At 69.3% G+C, this 16,911-nt stretch carries 15 protein-coding genes; 9 read left to right on the top strand and 6 right to left on the bottom strand.

Annotated features, from left to right (window positions below; translation table 11 throughout):
- The first annotated feature begins 54 nt into the window (after positions 1–54).
- The 5 genes from NUG21_RS07070 (at position 55) to NUG21_RS07050 (ending at position 7,520) form a co-directional block, all read left to right on the top strand.
- On the top strand, positions 55–1,551 hold the full coding sequence (locus NUG21_RS07070) for an aminotransferase class III-fold pyridoxal phosphate-dependent enzyme (RefSeq protein ID WP_160945770.1): 1,497 nt from the start codon (positions 55–57) through the stop codon (positions 1,549–1,551).
- A gap of 31 nt (positions 1,552–1,582) precedes the next feature.
- Entirely contained in the window at positions 1,583–2,818 is a 1,236-nt protein-coding gene (locus tag NUG21_RS07065) for a hypothetical protein (protein WP_263392670.1), read from the top strand.
- Positions 2,819–3,376: 558 nt separating this feature from the next.
- Positions 3,377–5,674, top strand: a complete 2,298-nt coding sequence (locus NUG21_RS07060; RefSeq protein WP_263392669.1) for a catecholate siderophore receptor Fiu — start codon at positions 3,377–3,379, stop codon at positions 5,672–5,674.
- Positions 5,675–5,737: 63 nt separating this feature from the next.
- Positions 5,738–6,430, top strand: a complete 693-nt coding sequence (locus NUG21_RS07055) for a Fe2+-dependent dioxygenase (RefSeq protein WP_242080820.1) — start codon at positions 5,738–5,740, stop codon at positions 6,428–6,430.
- 169 nt (positions 6,431–6,599) lie between these two features.
- Complete coding sequence (locus NUG21_RS07050) at positions 6,600–7,520, top strand: FAD:protein FMN transferase (protein WP_263393049.1); 921 nt, start codon at positions 6,600–6,602, stop codon at positions 7,518–7,520.
- A gap of 182 nt (positions 7,521–7,702) precedes the next feature.
- On the opposite strand, the gene NUG21_RS07045 is transcribed toward NUG21_RS07050, so the two are convergent.
- The 3 genes from NUG21_RS07045 to NUG21_RS07035 form a co-directional block, all read right to left on the bottom strand.
- Positions 7,703–8,431, bottom strand: a complete 729-nt coding sequence (locus tag NUG21_RS07045) for a response regulator transcription factor (protein WP_160945767.1) — start codon at positions 8,429–8,431, stop codon at positions 7,703–7,705.
- Between the two features lie 96 nt (positions 8,432–8,527).
- A complete protein-coding gene (locus NUG21_RS07040) occupies positions 8,528–9,136 on the bottom strand; it encodes a HutD/Ves family protein (RefSeq protein WP_263392668.1) in 609 nt (202 codons plus the stop codon).
- Between the two features lie 231 nt (positions 9,137–9,367).
- Positions 9,368–9,700, bottom strand: a complete 333-nt coding sequence (locus tag NUG21_RS07035; RefSeq protein WP_017909203.1) for a ComEA family DNA-binding protein — start codon at positions 9,698–9,700, stop codon at positions 9,368–9,370.
- A 204-nt stretch (positions 9,701–9,904) separates the two neighbouring features.
- On the opposite strand from NUG21_RS07035, the gene NUG21_RS07030 reads away from it, so the two are divergent.
- The 4 genes from NUG21_RS07030 to murU all read left to right on the top strand — a co-directional run bounded on the left by NUG21_RS07030 (position 9,905) and on the right by murU (position 13,745).
- Entirely contained in the window at positions 9,905–11,395 is a 1,491-nt protein-coding gene (locus tag NUG21_RS07030; RefSeq protein WP_263392667.1) for a M20 family metallopeptidase, read from the top strand.
- A gap of 250 nt (positions 11,396–11,645) precedes the next feature.
- Positions 11,646–11,915: a GlsB/YeaQ/YmgE family stress response membrane protein gene (locus NUG21_RS07025; RefSeq protein WP_010344083.1), complete on the top strand. Its 270-nt coding sequence runs from the start codon at positions 11,646–11,648 to the stop codon at positions 11,913–11,915.
- Positions 11,916–11,988: 73 nt separating this feature from the next.
- Positions 11,989–13,017 (top strand): aminoglycoside phosphotransferase family protein, encoded by a 1,029-nt coding sequence (locus tag NUG21_RS07020; protein ID WP_263392666.1) that lies wholly within the window; start codon positions 11,989–11,991, stop codon positions 13,015–13,017.
- Positions 13,014–13,745: an N-acetylmuramate alpha-1-phosphate uridylyltransferase MurU gene (gene murU, locus NUG21_RS07015; RefSeq protein WP_263392665.1), complete on the top strand. Its 732-nt coding sequence runs from the start codon at positions 13,014–13,016 to the stop codon at positions 13,743–13,745. Before NUG21_RS07020 ends, murU begins: the two co-directional genes overlap by 4 nt.
- A 169-nt stretch (positions 13,746–13,914) precedes the next feature.
- Here the strand turns inward: murU and hda are convergent, their stop codons facing one another.
- Genes hda through NUG21_RS07000 form a run of 3 tightly spaced genes read right to left on the bottom strand, consistent with a single transcriptional unit; the run spans position 13,915 to position 16,900 of the window.
- Positions 13,915–14,634, bottom strand: coding sequence for a DnaA regulatory inactivator Hda (hda, locus tag NUG21_RS07010; RefSeq protein ID WP_263392664.1), 720 nt, complete (start codon positions 14,632–14,634; stop codon positions 13,915–13,917).
- Complete coding sequence (locus NUG21_RS07005) at positions 14,631–15,800, bottom strand: AI-2E family transporter (RefSeq protein WP_019796858.1); 1,170 nt, start codon at positions 15,798–15,800, stop codon at positions 14,631–14,633. The genes hda and NUG21_RS07005 overlap by 4 nt, the downstream gene beginning before the upstream one ends.
- Positions 15,797–16,900 (bottom strand): DUF2066 domain-containing protein, encoded by a 1,104-nt coding sequence (locus NUG21_RS07000; RefSeq protein ID WP_242080813.1) that lies wholly within the window; start codon positions 16,898–16,900, stop codon positions 15,797–15,799. Before NUG21_RS07000 ends, NUG21_RS07005 begins: the two co-directional genes overlap by 4 nt.
- Between the last annotated feature and the right edge of the window lie 11 nt (positions 16,901–16,911).

Below are 16,911 nucleotides of genomic sequence, written 5' to 3'. Positions count from 1 at the left end.
GTCCCGATAATAGACAGGATCGTCACCAGACAGCCCGCCTTCAGGAGATCGCCCATGACCGTACTCGGCCCCCTCGCCCCGCTCCGTGCCCACGCCGGCGACCGCCTGACCCACGGCCTGGACGACGCCAGCATCGAGCGGCTGGCGGCCTCGCATCCGGCGCTGCACGCGGCAATCGAGGCGGCGGGCCAAGACTACGCGCGCATCGCTGCCGAATTCGGCGAATTGCTGGAACTGGACGAAGCCGAGCAGATCCGCCATCTGCAGGCCGGTTTCGTCAATTTCTACGCCGACGACGCGGTGACCCCCTACGTGGCGCTGAGCGCACGCGGCCCGTGGGTGGTCACGCTGAAGGGCGCCGTGCTGTACGACGCCGGCGGCTACGGCATGCTCGGCTTCGGCCACACGCCGGACGCGGTGCTGGAGGCGATGGCGCGGCCACAGGTGATGGCCAACGTGATGACCCCCAACCTGTCGCAGTTGCGCTTCGAGCGCGCGCTGCGCGCGGAGATCGGCCACCGCCGCGGCGGCTGTCCGTACAGCCGCTTCATGTGCCTCAACTCCGGCTCCGAAGCGGTGGGCCTGGCCGCGCGCATCGTCGACATCAACGCCAAGCTGCAGACCGATCCGGGCGCGCGCCATGCCGGCGCCAAGATCAAGCGCCTGGTGGTCAAGGGCAGCTTCCACGGCCGCACCGACCGGCCGGGCATGTACTCCGACTCCAGCCGCAAGACCTATCTGCAGCATCTGGCCAGCTACCGCGGCGACGATGCGCTGATCGCCATCGCGCCCTACGACGTGGAGGCATTGCGCCGCGCCTTCGCCGAGGCCGAGCAGCACGGCTGGTTCATCGAGGCGGTGTTTCTGGAGCCGGTGATGGGCGAAGGCGACCCCGGCCGTGCCCTGCCGCCGGCGTTCTACGCCGCCGCGCGCGAGCTGACCCGCCACCACGGCAGCCTGCTGCTGGTGGACTCGATCCAGGCCGGCCTACGCGCGCACGGCGTGCTGTCGGTGGTGGACTATCCCGGCTTCGAGCAGCTCGACCCGCCGGACCTGGAAACCTATTCGAAGGCGCTCAACGCCGCGCAGTACCCGCTGTCGGTGCTGGCGGTGACCGAGCACGCGGCGCAGGTGTACCGCAAGGGCACCTACGGCAACACCATGACCAGCAACCCGCGCGCGCTGGACGTGGCCACCGCGACCCTGGCACAGCTGACCCCGCAGGTGCGCGCCAACATCCGCGAGCGCGGCGCCGAGGCGGTGCAGAAGCTGGAGAAGCTCAAGGCCGAGCTCGGCGGCGCCATCACCCAGGTGCAGGGCACAGGCCTGCTGTTCTCCTGTGCGCTGGCCCCGCAGTACAAGTGCTACGGCGCCGGTTCCACCGAGGAGTGGCTGCGCCAGCACGGCGTGAACGTGATCCACGGCGGCGAGAACTCGCTGCGTTTCACCCCGCACTTCGCGATGGACAGCGAAGAGCTGGACCTGCTGGTCGGGCTGATCGGCCGCGCCCTGCGCGAAGGCCCGCGCGTGGCCCAAGCCGCGGCAGCCTGAGTTCGCTCGGGGCTGCAAGCATTGCGGCCCCATGACCGGCCAGCATGGGCAGGCAATTCGCTCGTCCCGACCACAAGCGCATGCGCGATCGCCATGCGCTTGTTTTGTAGCGCTCGAGAACCGCGACCATCGCAAGACCTTCGCGTATCGAGTTGGATCGTTCGCCCGCCGTCGCTTTCAACGAATCACCTATACTGATTCGACGTCAGCCACGGTCCAGCGAATGCGCACTCCTCTTCTTCTTTCCATGGGCCTGCTCTTCGCAGCCGCTCATCCCGCGGCGCACGCCGCTGCCTTTTCCGAAGGCGAACTGCTATTCGACCAGCCCGGATGGGACTACTCCCCCAGTTCGCTCATCGATCTGGATGGAAAAGAGAAAGTGTGGTGGTGCGGTCACTTGAATGGCCATGACGTCGTCAAATACCGCGAGCGCACGGGAACGGGCAGTTGGAGCGCTCCCGTGATTGTCCTTCAAGCCAATCAGTTCTTGCGCGGCGCACGCCCGCTTACCTGGGAAGGCGTCCACACCTGCGACCCCACGGTGACCCGTGGACGCTGGAATTACCAAGGCCAGGAATACAGCTACGTGATGTACTACACCACGGAGCGGCCTGGCAGCAACGGCATCGACAATCGCATCGCCGTGGCGTTTTCCAACGATGGCATCAACTGGAAGAAGCACGACGCGCCCGTGATCCATGACGGCGACCCTGGCACCTATGGCACAGGACAATCCGTTGCCTGGAGCGCGGACGGCGCAGCCGGCATCAGAACCATCTACACCTATGTGGATGGCAACGGCGACATCACTTATTTCTACCGGGAGTCGCCGGACGCCATCAACTTCGGCGAGAAGCGCAAGCTCAGCCAGAAAGGCCTCACCTTGAACGGGCAAAGCGGCATATCGCATGCCAAGCCCGCGCTCGGCTTTGCGCCAGGATCCTACAACGGACACTATTTTTACTACATGGCCAGCGTCTGCGAGGCGCATCTGGACTCCAGCTATGGTCCCGCCTATCCCGAGTGGGGGACGGCGAAAGGCGTCTGCGTGTATCGCGCGGAAGGAGAGGACGCGTTTACCGGGACCTGGACCAAGGTGCTGGACAGCGCGCACATCAAGCCGGTGGAAGTCGAACCCGGCTTTCTGACCAACATTTACGGCAGCCTGGACGGGATCCTGCCCACGATTTCCATTCGCTATGGGTGCAGCGGATCCGGCGACCCGAACACCTGGGAGATCTGCTGGTCCGAGGGAAAACTCGACTAGCGCGTTTTCGCCTTGAGAGCGCGCTCGGGTCGAGGTGATCGACCCGATAGCGCATCCCGAGGCTGCGTCATGCCGGCATCTTTCGGTCACCGCGCGTCGCCGGCGCGCATTTCTCCACGACACGCCTGCGTACTCTGACGCCGGCGGTGTCGGCGGCCATCCTCGTAGCGACGCGCCATCCTGCGGCGTTCGCACCTTGGCCCCGCCCCGCTGTCGAGCGTAGGGCGAACATAGCCACGGACGCGCTGTCCGGCCTCGCCCTTCCGGGCAGCACTCCATCCGCCGACCGAACCCCGAACCGGGCACCCGTCCAACCGACCGGGCGGCGGACACCTGCTCAAGTGCCAACGACCATGCGGCAATGAAATCGTCGGCGCGAAACGACAAAGAGATTGCAAACAATTCGCATTTGCATGGAAAATGAACGCACTGCCCGCATCGCACTCGCGGCAGACACCCTTTCGCACTGCCGCCGACCCTGGCGCCGCGCCCGCTCCTAGTGAGGAACGGTCGGCGTCCGCGGCCGGGGTGTCATCCATCCTGCAAACCGAACCGCCCATGACCTCTCCGATCAAGCGCCGCAAACACACCGTGACCCGCCAGGCCGCGGCACCGACGACCCTCACCACCGCCATGCTGCTCGGCGGGCTGAGCCTGCTCTCCTCCGCGCACGCGGCGGCGGCCGACCAGCCCACGACGCTGGACCAGGTCGACGTGCAGGCCCAGCGCGCCAAGCGCTACCTGGTGGAAGTGCCGGATTCGCCGAAGTTCACCCAGCCGCTGATCGACACCCCGCAGACCCTCAACATCATCGGCAAGGACCTGTTCAACGAACAGGGCGCCACCACCCTCACCGAAGCGCTGCGCAACAGCCCCGGCGTGGGCACGTTCTATGTCGGCGAGAACGGCAATACCAGCACCGGCGATGCGATCTACATGCGCGGCTTCGACAGTTCCAGCAGCATCTTCGTCGACGGGCTGCGCGACCTCGGTTCGATCTCGCGCGACGTCTTCAACATCGAGCAGATCGAGGTCGAGAAAGGCCCGGCCGGCACCGACAACGGGCGTAGCGCGCCGACCGGCGCGATCAACCTGGTGAGCAAGCAGGCGCACCTGGACAACGCCAGCAGCGCCACGCTGTCCGGCGGCGACCATGGCCAGCGCCGCGCCACCGCGGACTGGAACCAGGCCCTGGGCGCCAGCAGTGCGCTGCGGGTGAACGTGATGGGCCAGGACAGCGACGCCATCGGCCGCGACCATGTCGCCAACAAGCGCTGGGGCCTGGCCTCGTCGCTGGCGTTCGGCCTGGGCACCGAGACGCGCTACCTGCTCGACCTGCTGTACGTGAAGCAGGACAACGTGCCCGACGGCGGCGTGCCGACCATCGGCCTGCCCGGCTACAGCTCGCCGGATCCCACGCGGCCGTGGCTCGGCGGCGCCGCACGCGTGGACAGCGCCAATTTCTACGGCACGCGCGCCGACCACGACGACGTGACCGCGAAGATGGCGACCTTCCGCATCGAGCACGACGTGTCCGACACGGTCAAGCTGACCAATACGGCGCGCTGGGGCCGCAACGAACAGGATTACCTGCTGTTCGCGTTCATGCCCAACGCCGCCAACCTGCGCACGCCGAATCCGGCCGATCCGGTGACCTGGACGGTGGCGCGCAGCCTGCCGACCTTCAAGGACCAGCAGTACACCCTGCTCGCCGACCAGTTGAACCTGCGCGTGGACTTCGCCACCGGCGCGGTGCAGCACAACCTCAGCACCGGCGTGGAAGCCTCGCGCGAGGAATTGCGCAGCTGGGGTCACAATCTCGTCGACCGGGCCGCCTGGCTAGCGGCCAATCCCGCCAACCTGTATGCGCCGGACTGGAACACCACGCCACTGCGCACGGCGCGCAACGGCGCGCGCAGCCATGGCACCACCACCACCTACTCGGCCTATGCCTTCGACACGCTGAAGTTCGGCGACAGCTTCCTGGTCACCGCCGGCGTGCGCGCCGACCGCTACAAGACCGACTTCGACAGCCTGGTCTGCACGTCCGCCACCTCCACCGCCGCGCCCTGCGCCACCGTGGTCGGCCTGGACACCGACATCGCCGACACGTTGTTCAGCTGGAAATTCGGCGCGGTCTACAAGGCCAACGAGGACGTGAGCGTATACGCGAACTTCGCCACCTCGCAGCAGCCGCCCGGCGGCAGCACGCTGGAACTGAGCGCCTCGGCCAACAACGCCAACAATCCGCGCTTCGACCCGCAGAAGGCCAGGACCGCCGAGGTCGGCACGAAGTGGAACTTCCTCGACGACGCGCTGTTCGCGACGTTGGCGCTGTTCCGCACCGACGTGAACAACGAGATCGTGCAGGGCAGCGACGGGCTGTACTACCAGAGCGGCGAGAAGCGCGTGCAGGGCATCGAACTGTCGGCGGTGGGCAAGCTGACCGAGCGCTGGTCGCTGTCCAGCGGCTACACCAAGCTGGATGCGCGGGTGCGGCAAGGCACGACGGTCTCGCAGGACGGCAGCCAGGACCTGGCCTACACGCCGGACAGTGCGTTCACCGCCTGGACCACCTACACCCTGCCGTTCGGGCTGACCGTCGGCGGCGGCGTCCGTTACTCGGGCGAGATGAAGCGCGGCCGCGACGGCGCGGTCGGCACGCCGGCGTTCGTGAAGTCGTACGCCGTGTGGGACGCGGTGCTGAGCTATCCGGTCAACGACCACGTGGCGCTGCGCCTGAACGCCTACAACCTGTTCGACAAGGACTACGTCGCCGCCATCAACAAGAGCGGCTTCCGCTACACGCCCGGCGCGCCGCGCTCGGTGCTGCTGACCGCCGAGGTCCGGTTCTGACCGACCGCGCCTGCCAATGCGCGGTGGACGCCCTATCCTGGGCGTCCACCGCCGGAGCGCCCGATGCTGCTGCACATTCCCGACATCCTCACGGCCGATGAGGTCGCGCGGTTTCGCCAGGCACTGCAATCCGCCGACTGGGTGGACGGCCGCGAGACCGTCGGCACGCAGGGCGCGCAGGTCAAGCGCAACCAGCAACTCGCCGATGCCTCGCCGCTGAAGCAGGACCTCGGCCAGGCGGTGCTGAGCGCCCTGGCGCGCAGCCCGTTGTACTTCGCCGCGGCGCTGCCGCTGCGCACCATCCCACCGCGCTTCAATCGCTACACCGGCGGCGGCAGCTACGGCCTGCACGTCGATGGCGCGGTGATGACCCAGGCCGCCACCGCCGCGCAGCCGACGCTGACCGTGCGCAGCGACCTGTCCTGCACCCTGTTCCTCAGCGCGCCGGAGGAGTACGACGGCGGCGAGCTGCTGATCCACGACACCTATGGCGAGCACGAGGTCAAGCTGCCTGCGGGCGATCTGATCCTGTATCCGTCCAGCAGCCTGCACCGGGTGGCGCCGGTGACCCGCGGCGCGCGCCTGGCCTCGTTCTTCTGGGTACAGAGCCTGGTGCGCGACGCCGGCCGGCGGCAGACCCTGTTCGACCTGGACACCACGATCCAGGCGCTGACCGCCAGCGGCGCGGACGCGGCAGCGCTGCTGCGCCTGACCAACGTCTACCACAACCTGCTGCGCGACTGGTCGGAGACATGAGCGCGCGCGGCGACCGCAACGCCGAACACATCGCCAGCAGAGGGTCGCGCATCGCCAGACGCGTGCGCTCTGACGCTGCATTCCCGCGTCAATTCGAAATATGAGTCACCCAGCTTCGCACACCGCGTCCCGCCCCAGCGCCGGCATCGCCACGCTGCACGGCAGCAGCATGGGCACGCGCTGGAGCGCCAGGCTGCTGCCGCCCCACGGCAGCGATCTGCATGCGCTGCGCGATGCGATCCAGGCGCAGCTCGATCTGGTGGTCGCCCAGATGAGCACCTGGGACGTGCAATCGGACCTCAGCCGCTACAACCGCGCCGATGCCGGCACCTGGCACACCTTGCCCGCCGCGCTGGACACGGTGCTGCACTGCGCGGTGGAGGTGGCGCAGCGCAGCGGTGGCGCCTTCGATCCCACGATCGGCACCGTGCTCGGCCTATGGGGCTTCGGCGCCACCGCCGGGAATCGGCGCGTGCCCGACGCCACGGCGCTGCGACAGGCCCGCGCCGCGGGCGACTGGCGCCGGCTGAGCGTCGACGCGCAAGGCCGCTGGCACCAGCCGGGCGGACTGCACCTGGATCTGTCGGCGATCGCCAAGGGCCACGGCGTCGACCTGGCGGTCCGGGCACTGCAGGCACGCGGCGTGGAAAGCGCGCTGGTCGAGGTGGGCGGCGATCTCTACGGCTATGGCCGCAAACCGGATGGGCAGGCGTGGCGGGTGCTGCTGGAGACGCCCCCGGAGGACGGCGTGCGCAGCGATGCACCGCCGCGCACGCTCGCGGTCGACGGCCTGGCGGTGGCCACCTCCGGTGACCGCTGGCACCACTTCGAACAGGACGGCCGGCGCTACGGGCACCTGCTGGACCCACGCAGCGGCCAGCCGATCGCGGCGACGCTGGCCACGGTCACCGTGGCGGCCGCCGATGCCATGCGGGCCGATGCCTGGGCCACCGCGCTCGGCGTGCTGGGTGCCGAGGCGGGCCTGGCCTGTGCCGAGCGCGAAGGCCTCGCGGTGCGCTTTCTGCTGCGCCAGGACGGTGGCGTGCAGGAACGGCGCAGCAGCGCCTTCGCCGCGCTGGCGCAGGCCTGAGCGCAGCGCACTGCTCCACGCGACGCGGTCACCAAGAACACCCGTCACCACGCGATACAACGCACCGGGCGTGTGCCGGACGACGCGCTGCGACACCACCCGCGGAGGCTGCGGTGACGACTGCGGGCTCTGCTTCGGCCGCGGCGACGCCAGGAGTGCCACACCGCCACACCCTCACGCCCTCAGCGCGCGGCCGGCAGCCCCATGCGCTGCAGTTCGAATACATAGCCCTTGCCGCGCACCGTGCGGATCCATTGCGGCACCAGCGGGTCGTCGCCGAGCTTCTGGCGCAACCGCGACACCTGCAGATCGATGCCGCGGCTGCCCGCCACTGCACTGGCCTCGCCGTCGCCCAGCGCCGTCCGCAACACTTCGCGGCTGAGCACCTCGCCCGGCTGTTCGAGGAACACCGCCATCAGCCGCAGTTCGCCCGGCGACAGCGGGATCGTCCGCCCGTCCGGCGCCACCGCCTGGTGACGCGCGGCATCGACCTGCCAACCGCCGTGTGCGGCCGGCGGCGGCTGCGTCGCACGCACCCGGCGCAGCACGGCGTTGAGCCGCGCCACCAGTTCGCGCAGGTCGGGCGGCCGCACCAGGAAGTCGTCCGCGCCCAGATCCAGCCCGATCACCCGGTCCACCGGTTCGGCGCGGTCGCCCATCATCACGATGGCGATATCGCCGCGGTCGCGCAGTTGCCGGCACAGGCGCAGGCCCTCGGCGCCGTCGAGGCCGGCGTCGAGGACCACCGCGTCGTAATGCCCGGCCGCCAATTGCGCCTGCAGGTGCGGCGCGCTGTCGGCGTCGTGCGTCTGCAGGTTGAAGCAGGCAAGGTAATCGCGGATCCGGTCGCGCAAGGCCGCGTCCGCGTCCGCTACCAGGATTTTCGCCAACCACCTGTTGTCCGAGAGCACCTGTCGGCTTCCGCTGTGCGGCCCGGATGGCCGCGCCCGCGCATTGGACGCGGTCGGCGCCGACGCCGCAAGACCCGCGCGCGGGGTCGCGCAGGCTCAGTCCGTGGGCGTCGGCGCGGCCTCGATGCGCATCGCCAGCAACTCCCCACCCCCGCTCAAAGCGAAGCGGCGCCTGGCATCGGCGGCCAACCAGGCGCTGTCGCCGGCCGCCAGTGGCGGCAGTCCGCTGGCCGCATCGAACTGCGCTTGCCCTGCCAGAAGATGAACGGCCCAGGCGACACCGGGTTCGGCGAAGAACAACATCGGCCCGACCAGCGGCCGGTGCAGCAGTTGCGTGCGCAGCCGGTCGCGTCGCCACATGAGGTTGAAATCGTGGGTCGGCCCGTCCAGCAACTCGCCGCGCAGCGGCCGCTCGCCGGCGAAGCGCAGGCGCGCATACGGGTCCTGCAGCACCTGCTCATCGCCATCGTCGAAACGCAGGCGCACGCCGTTTCCGCGCAGCAGGACCAGTTCGCGGTCGATCCCGGGGAAGGCGGAGAACGCGGCATCCTGCTCGATCTCGGCGATGGACAGGCGCAGCAGCCAGTCGTCGCCGGATGCCGGCAGGCGCAGGATCTCCCGGGTCCAGCCCAGGCCATTGCGCCAGCGTTCGCGGCGATACGCGTTGGCGGGAATCACTCGCGCGGGCAGCATGTACCAGTCCATCCACACATTCTGCACGATCGCGGCATCGGCGCCTGTCCCTGGCTAGCCGGCAGGGGCCACGCAAGACGCGCCATGCCCCCCAAAAAAACATCGCCCGGCTGCACGTCACTGTGCAACGCCGGGCGACGATGTACCTCCCTGTCGGCTTCCTGCCTTCCCCCTTCGCGTCCTGCTCAGTGAGGCTGCGGCCGCGCGTCCAGCACCGGCCCTATCCTTTCGTTGCAAATCCCTTTAACGCCTTTCCACCGGCTTGGCAGCTGCCTGCTTGGCGGCTGTCGGCGCGGGTGCCTTCGTGGCGCCCACGTCGATCCGGTCGCGGTTCCGTTCGACCGTCTTGAGTCCGATGCCTTTCACCAGGGCCAGTTCCTCGGCGCTCTTGAAAGGTCCGTGCGCCTGCCGGTAGTCGACGATCGCCTGAGCCTTGGAGGCTCCCACGTTCACCAACACCTGGTCGATTTCCTCCGCTCCAGCGGAGTTGATGTTGACTTTGTCCGCGGCGAGCGCGGAACCGGACAGCATCAGGGCAACGACCAGCGACTTCAGGACCACGATAAAAGACTGCATGGCAACGCTCCTTGTGACTTGGATGGGGACTTCGCCGGCCTTTCCTGCCGGCGTGGTCAGCATCGCTCGCCACATGGGTAAAGCCTATCGTCGGAGCGCGTCACAAACAGCAGGTAAACGGCGCGTCGCTGTGTAGGAAAAACCCTACACGGGCAGCGGGGCGTAGAATGGCTGCACACGTGTGCAATCAATTCGGAGTTTTTCATGGACAGTGCCAAGATCGACCGTTTCCTGAGCGAAAAGTGGGATGACGACATCGTCCCGCAATTGGTCGATTACATCCGCATCCCCAACAAATCGCCGATGTTCGACGCCGATTGGGTCGCACACGGCTACATGGCCGATGCGGTGGCGCTGATGGAGCGCTGGGCGCGGGCGCAGGCGATCCCCGGCCTGCAGGTGGAGGTGGTGCAACTGGAAGGCCGCACCCCGTTGATCTACCTGGAGGTAACGGCCAGCAGCGAGGCGACCGGCGAGGACACCGTGCTGCTGTACGGGCACCTGGACAAGCAGCCGGAAATGTCCGGCTGGGACGCCGATCTGGGCCCGTGGACCCCGGTGCTCAAGGGCGACCGCCTGTACGGCCGCGGCGGCGCGGACGATGGCTACGCGCTGTTCGGTTCGCTGGCGGCGATCCAGGCGCTGCAGGACCAGGGCATCCCGCACGCACGCTGCGTGGTGCTGATCGAGGCCTGCGAGGAATCGGGCAGCTACGACCTGCCCGCCTACGTCGACCACCTGGCGGCGCGGATCGGCAAGCCCTCGCTGGTGGTGTGCCTGGATTCGGGCTGCGGCAACTACGAACAGCTGTGGTGCACGACCTCGCTGCGCGGTCTGGCCGGCGGCAACTTCAGCGTCAAGGTGCTCAGCGAAGGCGTGCATTCGGGCGACGCCTCCGGCGTGGTGCCGTCGAGCTTTCGCGTGCTGCGCGACCTGCTGTCGCGGCTGGAGGACGAGGCCACCGGCAAGATCAAGGTCGAGGGCCTGTACGCCGAGATTCCCGAGGAGCGGCTGGCGCAGGCGCGCAAGGTCGCCGAGGTGCTGGGCGACGAGGTCTACAGCAAGTTCCCGTTCCTGCCCGGCATGCGGCCGATGCACGAGGACCTGTCGGAGCTGGTGCTCAACCGCACCTGGCGCCCGGCGCTGTCGGTGACCGGCGCCGACGGGCTGCCGCCGCTGGCCTCGGCCGGCAACGTGCTGCGCCCGGAGACCGCGGTGAAGCTGTCGCTGCGCCTGCCGCCGACGCTGGACGGCAAGCGCGCCGGCGAACTGCTGAAAGAGGTGCTGCTGCGCGACCCGCCGTATGGCGCCGAGGTGTCACTGGCGCTGGAGAAATCCTCCTCCGGCTGGAACGCGCCGGCACAGTCGCCGTGGCTGACCGACGCGATCGAATCGGCCTCGCAGGCAGCCTTCGGCAAGCCGGCGATGTACATGGGCGAAGGCGGCTCGATCCCGTTCATGGGCATGCTCGGCGAGAAGTTCCCCGGCGCGCAGTTCATGATCACCGGCGTGCTCGGTCCGCATTCCAATGCGCACGGCCCCAACGAGTTCCTGCACATCCCGATGGGCAAGCGGGTCACCGCCTGCGTGTCGCGAGTGATTGCGGCCCACCACGCCGCCAGCCTGCGCGGCGAGACCACCGGCAGCGCGGCGGTGGCCGGCGGCGAGCAGCATGGCGGGCACGGCTGCTGTTGAGAGGCCGGGATTGGGGAGTCGGGATTGGGGATTGGCGGAGCCGGTTTCCTGGCTGCCTGACTTCCCTGGTTTGCTGCAGGAGAGGCGTCGGTCCAAACGTGACGCCTCATCCGTGGCGTGATCGCTGGGTAGCGTGAGCGGCCAGCCCCGTTGGCTGGGCCGCCTGCGCCGCGCACGCAAGCATCGACGCCATCACAGTCGATCTGGCACGATCCGGCGCTGATTCCCTTCCACGTCCGGAACGCTCTCCATGCACACTCTGTTCGGCAGCGACAGCTGGCTCTACATCATCCTGGTGGGCTTCGTGGTCGGCCTGCTGGCGCGTTTCCTCGGCCCCAGCAGCGGGCGCTCCGGCTGCCTGTTCACCGTGTTGCTGGGCATCGCCGGCGCGTTGCTGGCCGGCTGGTTCGGCCACTACATGGGCTGGTACAGCCGCGGCGAGCCGGCGGGCTTCCTCGGTGCGTTGCTCGGCGCCATCGCCCTGCTCGCCTTGTTGCGGCTGTTCTCCAGCAAACGCTGAGGCACGCGGCGCCGCTCGCCACGGCGGCGGCGCCCGTTTACGCTGTGCGGCTCGTTTCCGCCACAGCCTGCCGATGAGCGCCAGCCCGACCGTTCCCGATGTCCTTGCGGCACGCGCCGCGCACCGCCTGGCCTGGGCGCGCACGGCCCTCGACGACGCACAGGCGACGCTGGAGCGCGCCTCGGTGGACGCCGGCCAGCGCAGCTACTGGCGCAGCCACGGCCGCGGCATCAGCCGCATCGTGATGGATTCGCCGCCGGACCTGGAAGACGTGCGGCCGTGGTTGCGTATGCACGCCCTGCTGCAGGGCGGCGGGGTACGGGTGCCGGAAATCCTGGCGCAGGACGCAGAGGCCGGCTTCCTGCTGTTGGAAGACCTGGGGCAACCGACCCTGGCCCAATGCCTGGACACGACCACGGCGGACGCGCACTTCGCCGCCGCGCTCGGCCAGTTGCTGCGGCTGCAGGCCATCGCGCCGCCACCGGGAATGGGCGTGTTCGGCGAGGCGCTGCTGCAACGCGATGCTGGGCTGTTCGAGGACTGGTTCCTGCAGCGCCACCTGGGGATCACCCTGGAGGCCGACGAGCGCGCAGCCCTGCACGGGGTGCAGCGCCAGCTCATGGACAACGCGCTGGCGCAGCCGCAGGTGCTGGTGCATCGCGACTTCATGCCGCGCAACCTGATGCCGGCAGCCGACGGCCCGGCGGTGCTGGATTTCCAGGACTGCGTGGTCGGGCCGGTGGCCTACGACCCGGTCAGCCTGTTCAAGGACACCACGGTCAGCTGGCCGCTGGCGCAGGTGGACGCCTGGCTGGCCGGTTATCACGCGCGCGCGCTGCAGGCCGGGATCCCGGTGCCGCCGCTGGCGCAGTTCCTGCGCGACGCCGAGTGGATGGGCATCCAGCGCCACCTGAAGAACCTGGGCATCTTCGCGCGGCTCAACTACCGCGACGGCAAGGCCTGGTACCTGGACAACGTGCCGCGCTTCATCGCCTACCTCGACGAGGCGTTGCCGCGGCACCCCAGCCTGCAGCCGCTGGCGCAACTGCTGCAGACGCGGATCAAGCCGGCTCTGGCGCAGCGCGCGGCTGCCGGGGCATGAAGGCGCTGATCTTCGCCGCCGGCCTGGGCGAGCGCATGCGACCGCTGACCGCGCACACGCCCAAGCCGCTGCTGGCGGTGGGCGGCACGCCACTGATCGTCTGGCACCTGCGCAAGCTTGCCGCGCTCGGCGTGCGCGAGGTGGTGATCAACACCTCCTGGCTGGCCGAACAGTTCCCGCAGACGCTTGGCGACGGCAGCGCGTTCGGGCTGCGCATCGCCTATTCCTACGAAGGCGCCACGCCGCTGGAAACCGGTGGCGGCATGCTTCACGCGCTGCCGCTGCTCGGCGAGGCGCCGTTCCTGCTGGTCAACGGCGACATCTGGACCGACTTCGATTTCGCCCGGCTGGCGCCGGAGCCGCCCGGCCTGGCGCAACTGGTGCTGGTGGACCCACCGGCCTATGCCGCGCACGGCGATTTCGCCCTGCAGGACGACGGGCGCGTCCGCAACGCCGGCGACCTGCTGCTGACCTACGCCGGCATCGGCATGTACCGCCCGGCCCTGCTGCACGACTGGCAGACCATCGCCGCGCCGGCACCCGCCGCGCCCGGCGCGCCGCCCCGCTTCTCGGTGGTACCGCTGCTGCGCGCGCAGGCCGAGCAGGGCCAGCTTCGTGGTCTACATCATCACGGCCGCTGGACCGACGTGGGGACGCCGCAGCGGCTCGCGGAATTGGATGAGGGGCTGGGAGTGGGGAATCGGGAATCGGGAATGGGGAAAAGCTGAGCTCCGCGAGCTTCGGCAGCCTCAATCGCGGCATGTGTTGTCGCTCACCCCAGATCGCAGGTTCAAATCCTGCACCCGCCACCATCTTTGCCTGCAGCGGCAATCAGTGCGTCGATTGCAACTGCTTTTTGCTTTTCCTGCTTCTGCGTACTGCTTCAGTTCTGGCGCTTCAGCTTTTCCCCATTCCCGATTCCCCACTCCCCATTCCCAGCCTCCGCAAGAACGGCACCGTCACTCGCCGCTGCGCCGCCAGCGATTCCCGGTCCAGGCGCTCCAGCAGGCCGATCAGGCCGGCCAGGTCGCGTCCGGCATGGGTCAGCAGCCAGTCGATCGCCGCGTCTTCCAGCACCAGGCCGCGGCGCTGGGCGCGTTCGCGCAGGACCGCGGCACGGCCGGCGTCGTCCAGCGGCGCCAGCGCGATGCGGGTGCACTGCGACAGCCGCGAGCGCAGATCCGGCAGGCTGAGCGCCAGGCCGTCGGGCATCGCCTGCGCGGTGTACAGCAGGGTCACCCCGGCGCTGCGCGCGCGGTTATGGAAATCGAACAGCGCCACTTCGTCCTCGCGCTGCCCGGCGATCGCTTCCAGGCCGTCGAGGGCGACCAGGTTGCGTCCTTCCAGCGCTTCCAGCGCATCGCGCAGGCGCCCGGCGGCGGCCTGCAGCGGCAGGTAGGCGGCGCTGCGCCCGGCCTGTTCCGCGGCCGCGCACACCGCCAGGGCCAGATGGGTCTTGCCGGTGCCGGCGGGCCCGGACAGGTACACCCAGTCGGCGGCGGCGCCGTCGGCCACCGCCTGCAACTGCGCCAGCAGCCCGTCCGGCGCGCCCAGATAGCGGTCCAGGCGCTGTTCCGGCGGATAGCGCAAGGCCAGCGGCAGTTGCGGCACGCTCACGGCTGATCGGGGCTGCGCGGCGGCAGTTCGATGATGGTGGTGCGCTCGGTGGCGGTATCCAGCAGGATCGCCGACTTCTCGCCCGCGTACAGATCACTCTGCCGGTACTGCTCGTGCAGGTAGTGCAGCAGCACGTTGGCCACCGCCGCCACCGGCAAGGCCAGCAGCATGCCGAGGAAACCGAACAGCTGGCCGCCGGCCATCACCGCGAAGATCACCGCCACCGGATGCAGGCCGATCTTGTCGCCGACGATGCGCGGGGTCAGCACGTAGCTCTCCAGCAACTGGCCGACGGTGAACACCACGCCGACCAGGATCAGCAACTGCAGGTCGAAGCCCTTGGCCTGCACCAGCGCGGCCAGCACCGCCAGCAGGATGCCGGTGGTGGCGCCCAGGTAGGGGATGAAGCTGATCAGGCCGGCGACGATGCCGATCAACAGGCCGAGCTTGAGGCCGACCAGGGTCAGGCCGCCGGCATAGATCACGCCCAACGCCAGCATCACCAGGAACTGGCCGCGGATGAACGCGCCCAGCACCTCGTTGGACTGCTGCGCCAGGCGGGTGATCGTGCCGACGTGGTTGCGCGGGATGGTCGCTGCCACGCGCGCGACCAGCAGGTCCCAGTCGCGCAGGAAGTAGAAGGTCAGGATCGGCAGCAGCACCAGGTTGACCACCCAGGTGACCATCGCGAAGCCCGAGCGCGACAGGTAGCCGAAGAAGGTCGCGGCGACGCCGCCGGCTTGCTGCCAGTGTCCGCGGATCCAGTCGATCAGCCGCTCCGGATCCAGCCAGGTCATCAGTTCCAGCCCGGTCTTCTGCTCCGCCCACGGGATCGCGGTGCCGATGAACCAGTCGCGCGCCTGCGGCAGCACGTCGATGAAGGTGACGATCTGCCGCTCCAGCATCGGCACCAGGATCACCAGCGCCAGCACCAGCAGCAGGACCATCAGCACGAACACCAGGGTCACCGCCATGTTGCGCGAGCGCCCGGCGCGCTCCAGGCGGTCCACCAGCGGGTCGCCGAGCCAGCCGAGCAGCAGCGCCAGCACGAACGGGGTCAGGATCGGCGCCAGCAGCCACACCACCCACAGCACGCCGACGATCACCGCCGTCCATTTCAGGCGGCGCAGGAACAGCGCGATCTCGGCTTCGGGCGACAACGTCATTTGAGGCGGTACTCCGTCGGCTCGCTGTTGAGGATCACCGGACCCTCGACCGGCGCGACCACCGGCTGCAGCGCGCCGTCCGGGCCGAGCATGCGGTTCAGGCCGGACACGCCGCTGAGCAGGTCCAGATCCAGTTCCAGGCGATCGCCGTCGGCGCGGATCGGCACGATGCGGCGCACCACCGAGGCGTTCTGCAGCGCGGCGGAGGCGCGCAGGTAGTCGTCGGCGCTGCGGATGCCGGTGATCACCACGCGGTAGATGCCGGCCGGGCCGGCGCTGACCGCCTTGGCGTAGCGCTTGACCAGGGCGTCGGCGGCACCGTCGGCGCCGCTGGCCATGGCGCGGCGCGCGTCGGCGTCGCTGGCCGACCAGGTCGACAGCACCTTGCCGCCGTCGACGAAGGTCCAGTCAGCGGTCCAGCCGCCGGCCTTGCCCCGGTAGAGCTTGCCGATCAGCTGCATCGGCGGGCTGTAGCGCGAAGACGCGCTGGCCACCGCGGCGGTGTCCTGGCGCCAGATCGCGCCTGCCAGGGCCTGCTCGGCGGCGTTGCCGGTGGGCAGGCCCAGGCGGAAGCCGCGCTCGATCGCGCGGTCGAGCAGGCTGCGCGCGGCATTGGACTGCTGCACGCCGACCAGGCGCGGGCCGCTGCCGTCGTCGATGGCCAGCCACACGACCGGCTTGGGCCGCGGCTGCGGCCACACCGGCAGGCCCAGCGCCGCGGCCAGGCCGTCCACGTCCTGCGGGCGGAAGCGCGCCACCAGGATGGTGCGGAAGGTCGGCGCGCCGCTCGGCGAGGTGCCCTGGTCCTGGCGGTAGTCGAAGGTATCGACCAGGTTCTTGGCGTTGCGCAGCGCCTGGGTCACCCCGGGCCGCGACATCACGCCCTTGTCGCCGGAGATCTTGCCCAGCACCACGCCGAGCGCGCGGGACAGCGCGCCGTTGCGGTCGCCCTCGCTCTGGCTGTTGACCGGCACTTCGGCATCGTAGGGGCCGGTGGCGCCGGCCACGTCGCCCTCGGTGCGCAGCTCGGCCTGGGCCAGGGCGGTCGCGGCGGGCAGGCACAGCGCGAAAGACAGGAGGAAGGCAAGGCTGCGGCGCATGAAGGGTCCAG

This window comes from Xanthomonas sp. CFBP 8445, from assembly GCF_025666235.1.
Taxonomy (GTDB): Bacteria; Pseudomonadota; Gammaproteobacteria; order Xanthomonadales; family Xanthomonadaceae; genus Xanthomonas_A; species Xanthomonas_A indica.
Note: the sequence above shows the minus strand (reverse complement) of the source record. Positions and strands in the feature narration are given on the sequence as shown.

Bases quoted from the DNA above. Each gene is read 5' to 3' on its own strand.
- NUG21_RS07060 (WP_263392669.1), top strand. From the start codon at position 3,377: ATGACCTCTCCGATCAAGCGCCGCAAACACACCGTGACCCGCCAGGCC.
- NUG21_RS07055 (WP_242080820.1), top strand. From the start codon at position 5,738: ATGCTGCTGCACATTCCCGACATCCTCACGGCCGATGAGGTCGCGCGG.
- NUG21_RS07020 (WP_263392666.1), top strand. From the start codon at position 11,989: ATGAGCGCCAGCCCGACCGTTCCCGATGTCCTTGCGGCACGCGCCGCG.
- NUG21_RS07050 (WP_263393049.1), top strand. From the start codon at position 6,600: ATGGGCACGCGCTGGAGCGCCAGGCTGCTGCCGCCCCACGGCAGCGAT.
- NUG21_RS07070 (WP_160945770.1), top strand. From the start codon at position 55: ATGACCGTACTCGGCCCCCTCGCCCCGCTCCGTGCCCACGCCGGCGAC.
- NUG21_RS07035 (WP_017909203.1), bottom strand. From the start codon at position 9,700: ATGCAGTCTTTTATCGTGGTCCTGAAGTCGCTGGTCGTTGCCCTGATG.
- NUG21_RS07025 (WP_010344083.1), top strand. From the start codon at position 11,646: ATGCACACTCTGTTCGGCAGCGACAGCTGGCTCTACATCATCCTGGTG.
- NUG21_RS07000 (WP_242080813.1), bottom strand. From the start codon at position 16,900: ATGCGCCGCAGCCTTGCCTTCCTCCTGTCTTTCGCGCTGTGCCTGCCC.
- NUG21_RS07030 (WP_263392667.1), top strand. From the start codon at position 9,905: ATGGACAGTGCCAAGATCGACCGTTTCCTGAGCGAAAAGTGGGATGAC.
- NUG21_RS07065 (WP_263392670.1), top strand. From the start codon at position 1,583: ATGACCGGCCAGCATGGGCAGGCAATTCGCTCGTCCCGACCACAAGCG.
- NUG21_RS07040 (WP_263392668.1), bottom strand. From the start codon at position 9,136: ATGGACTGGTACATGCTGCCCGCGCGAGTGATTCCCGCCAACGCGTAT.
- murU (WP_263392665.1), top strand. From the start codon at position 13,014: ATGAAGGCGCTGATCTTCGCCGCCGGCCTGGGCGAGCGCATGCGACCG.
- NUG21_RS07005 (WP_019796858.1), bottom strand. From the start codon at position 15,800: ATGACGTTGTCGCCCGAAGCCGAGATCGCGCTGTTCCTGCGCCGCCTG.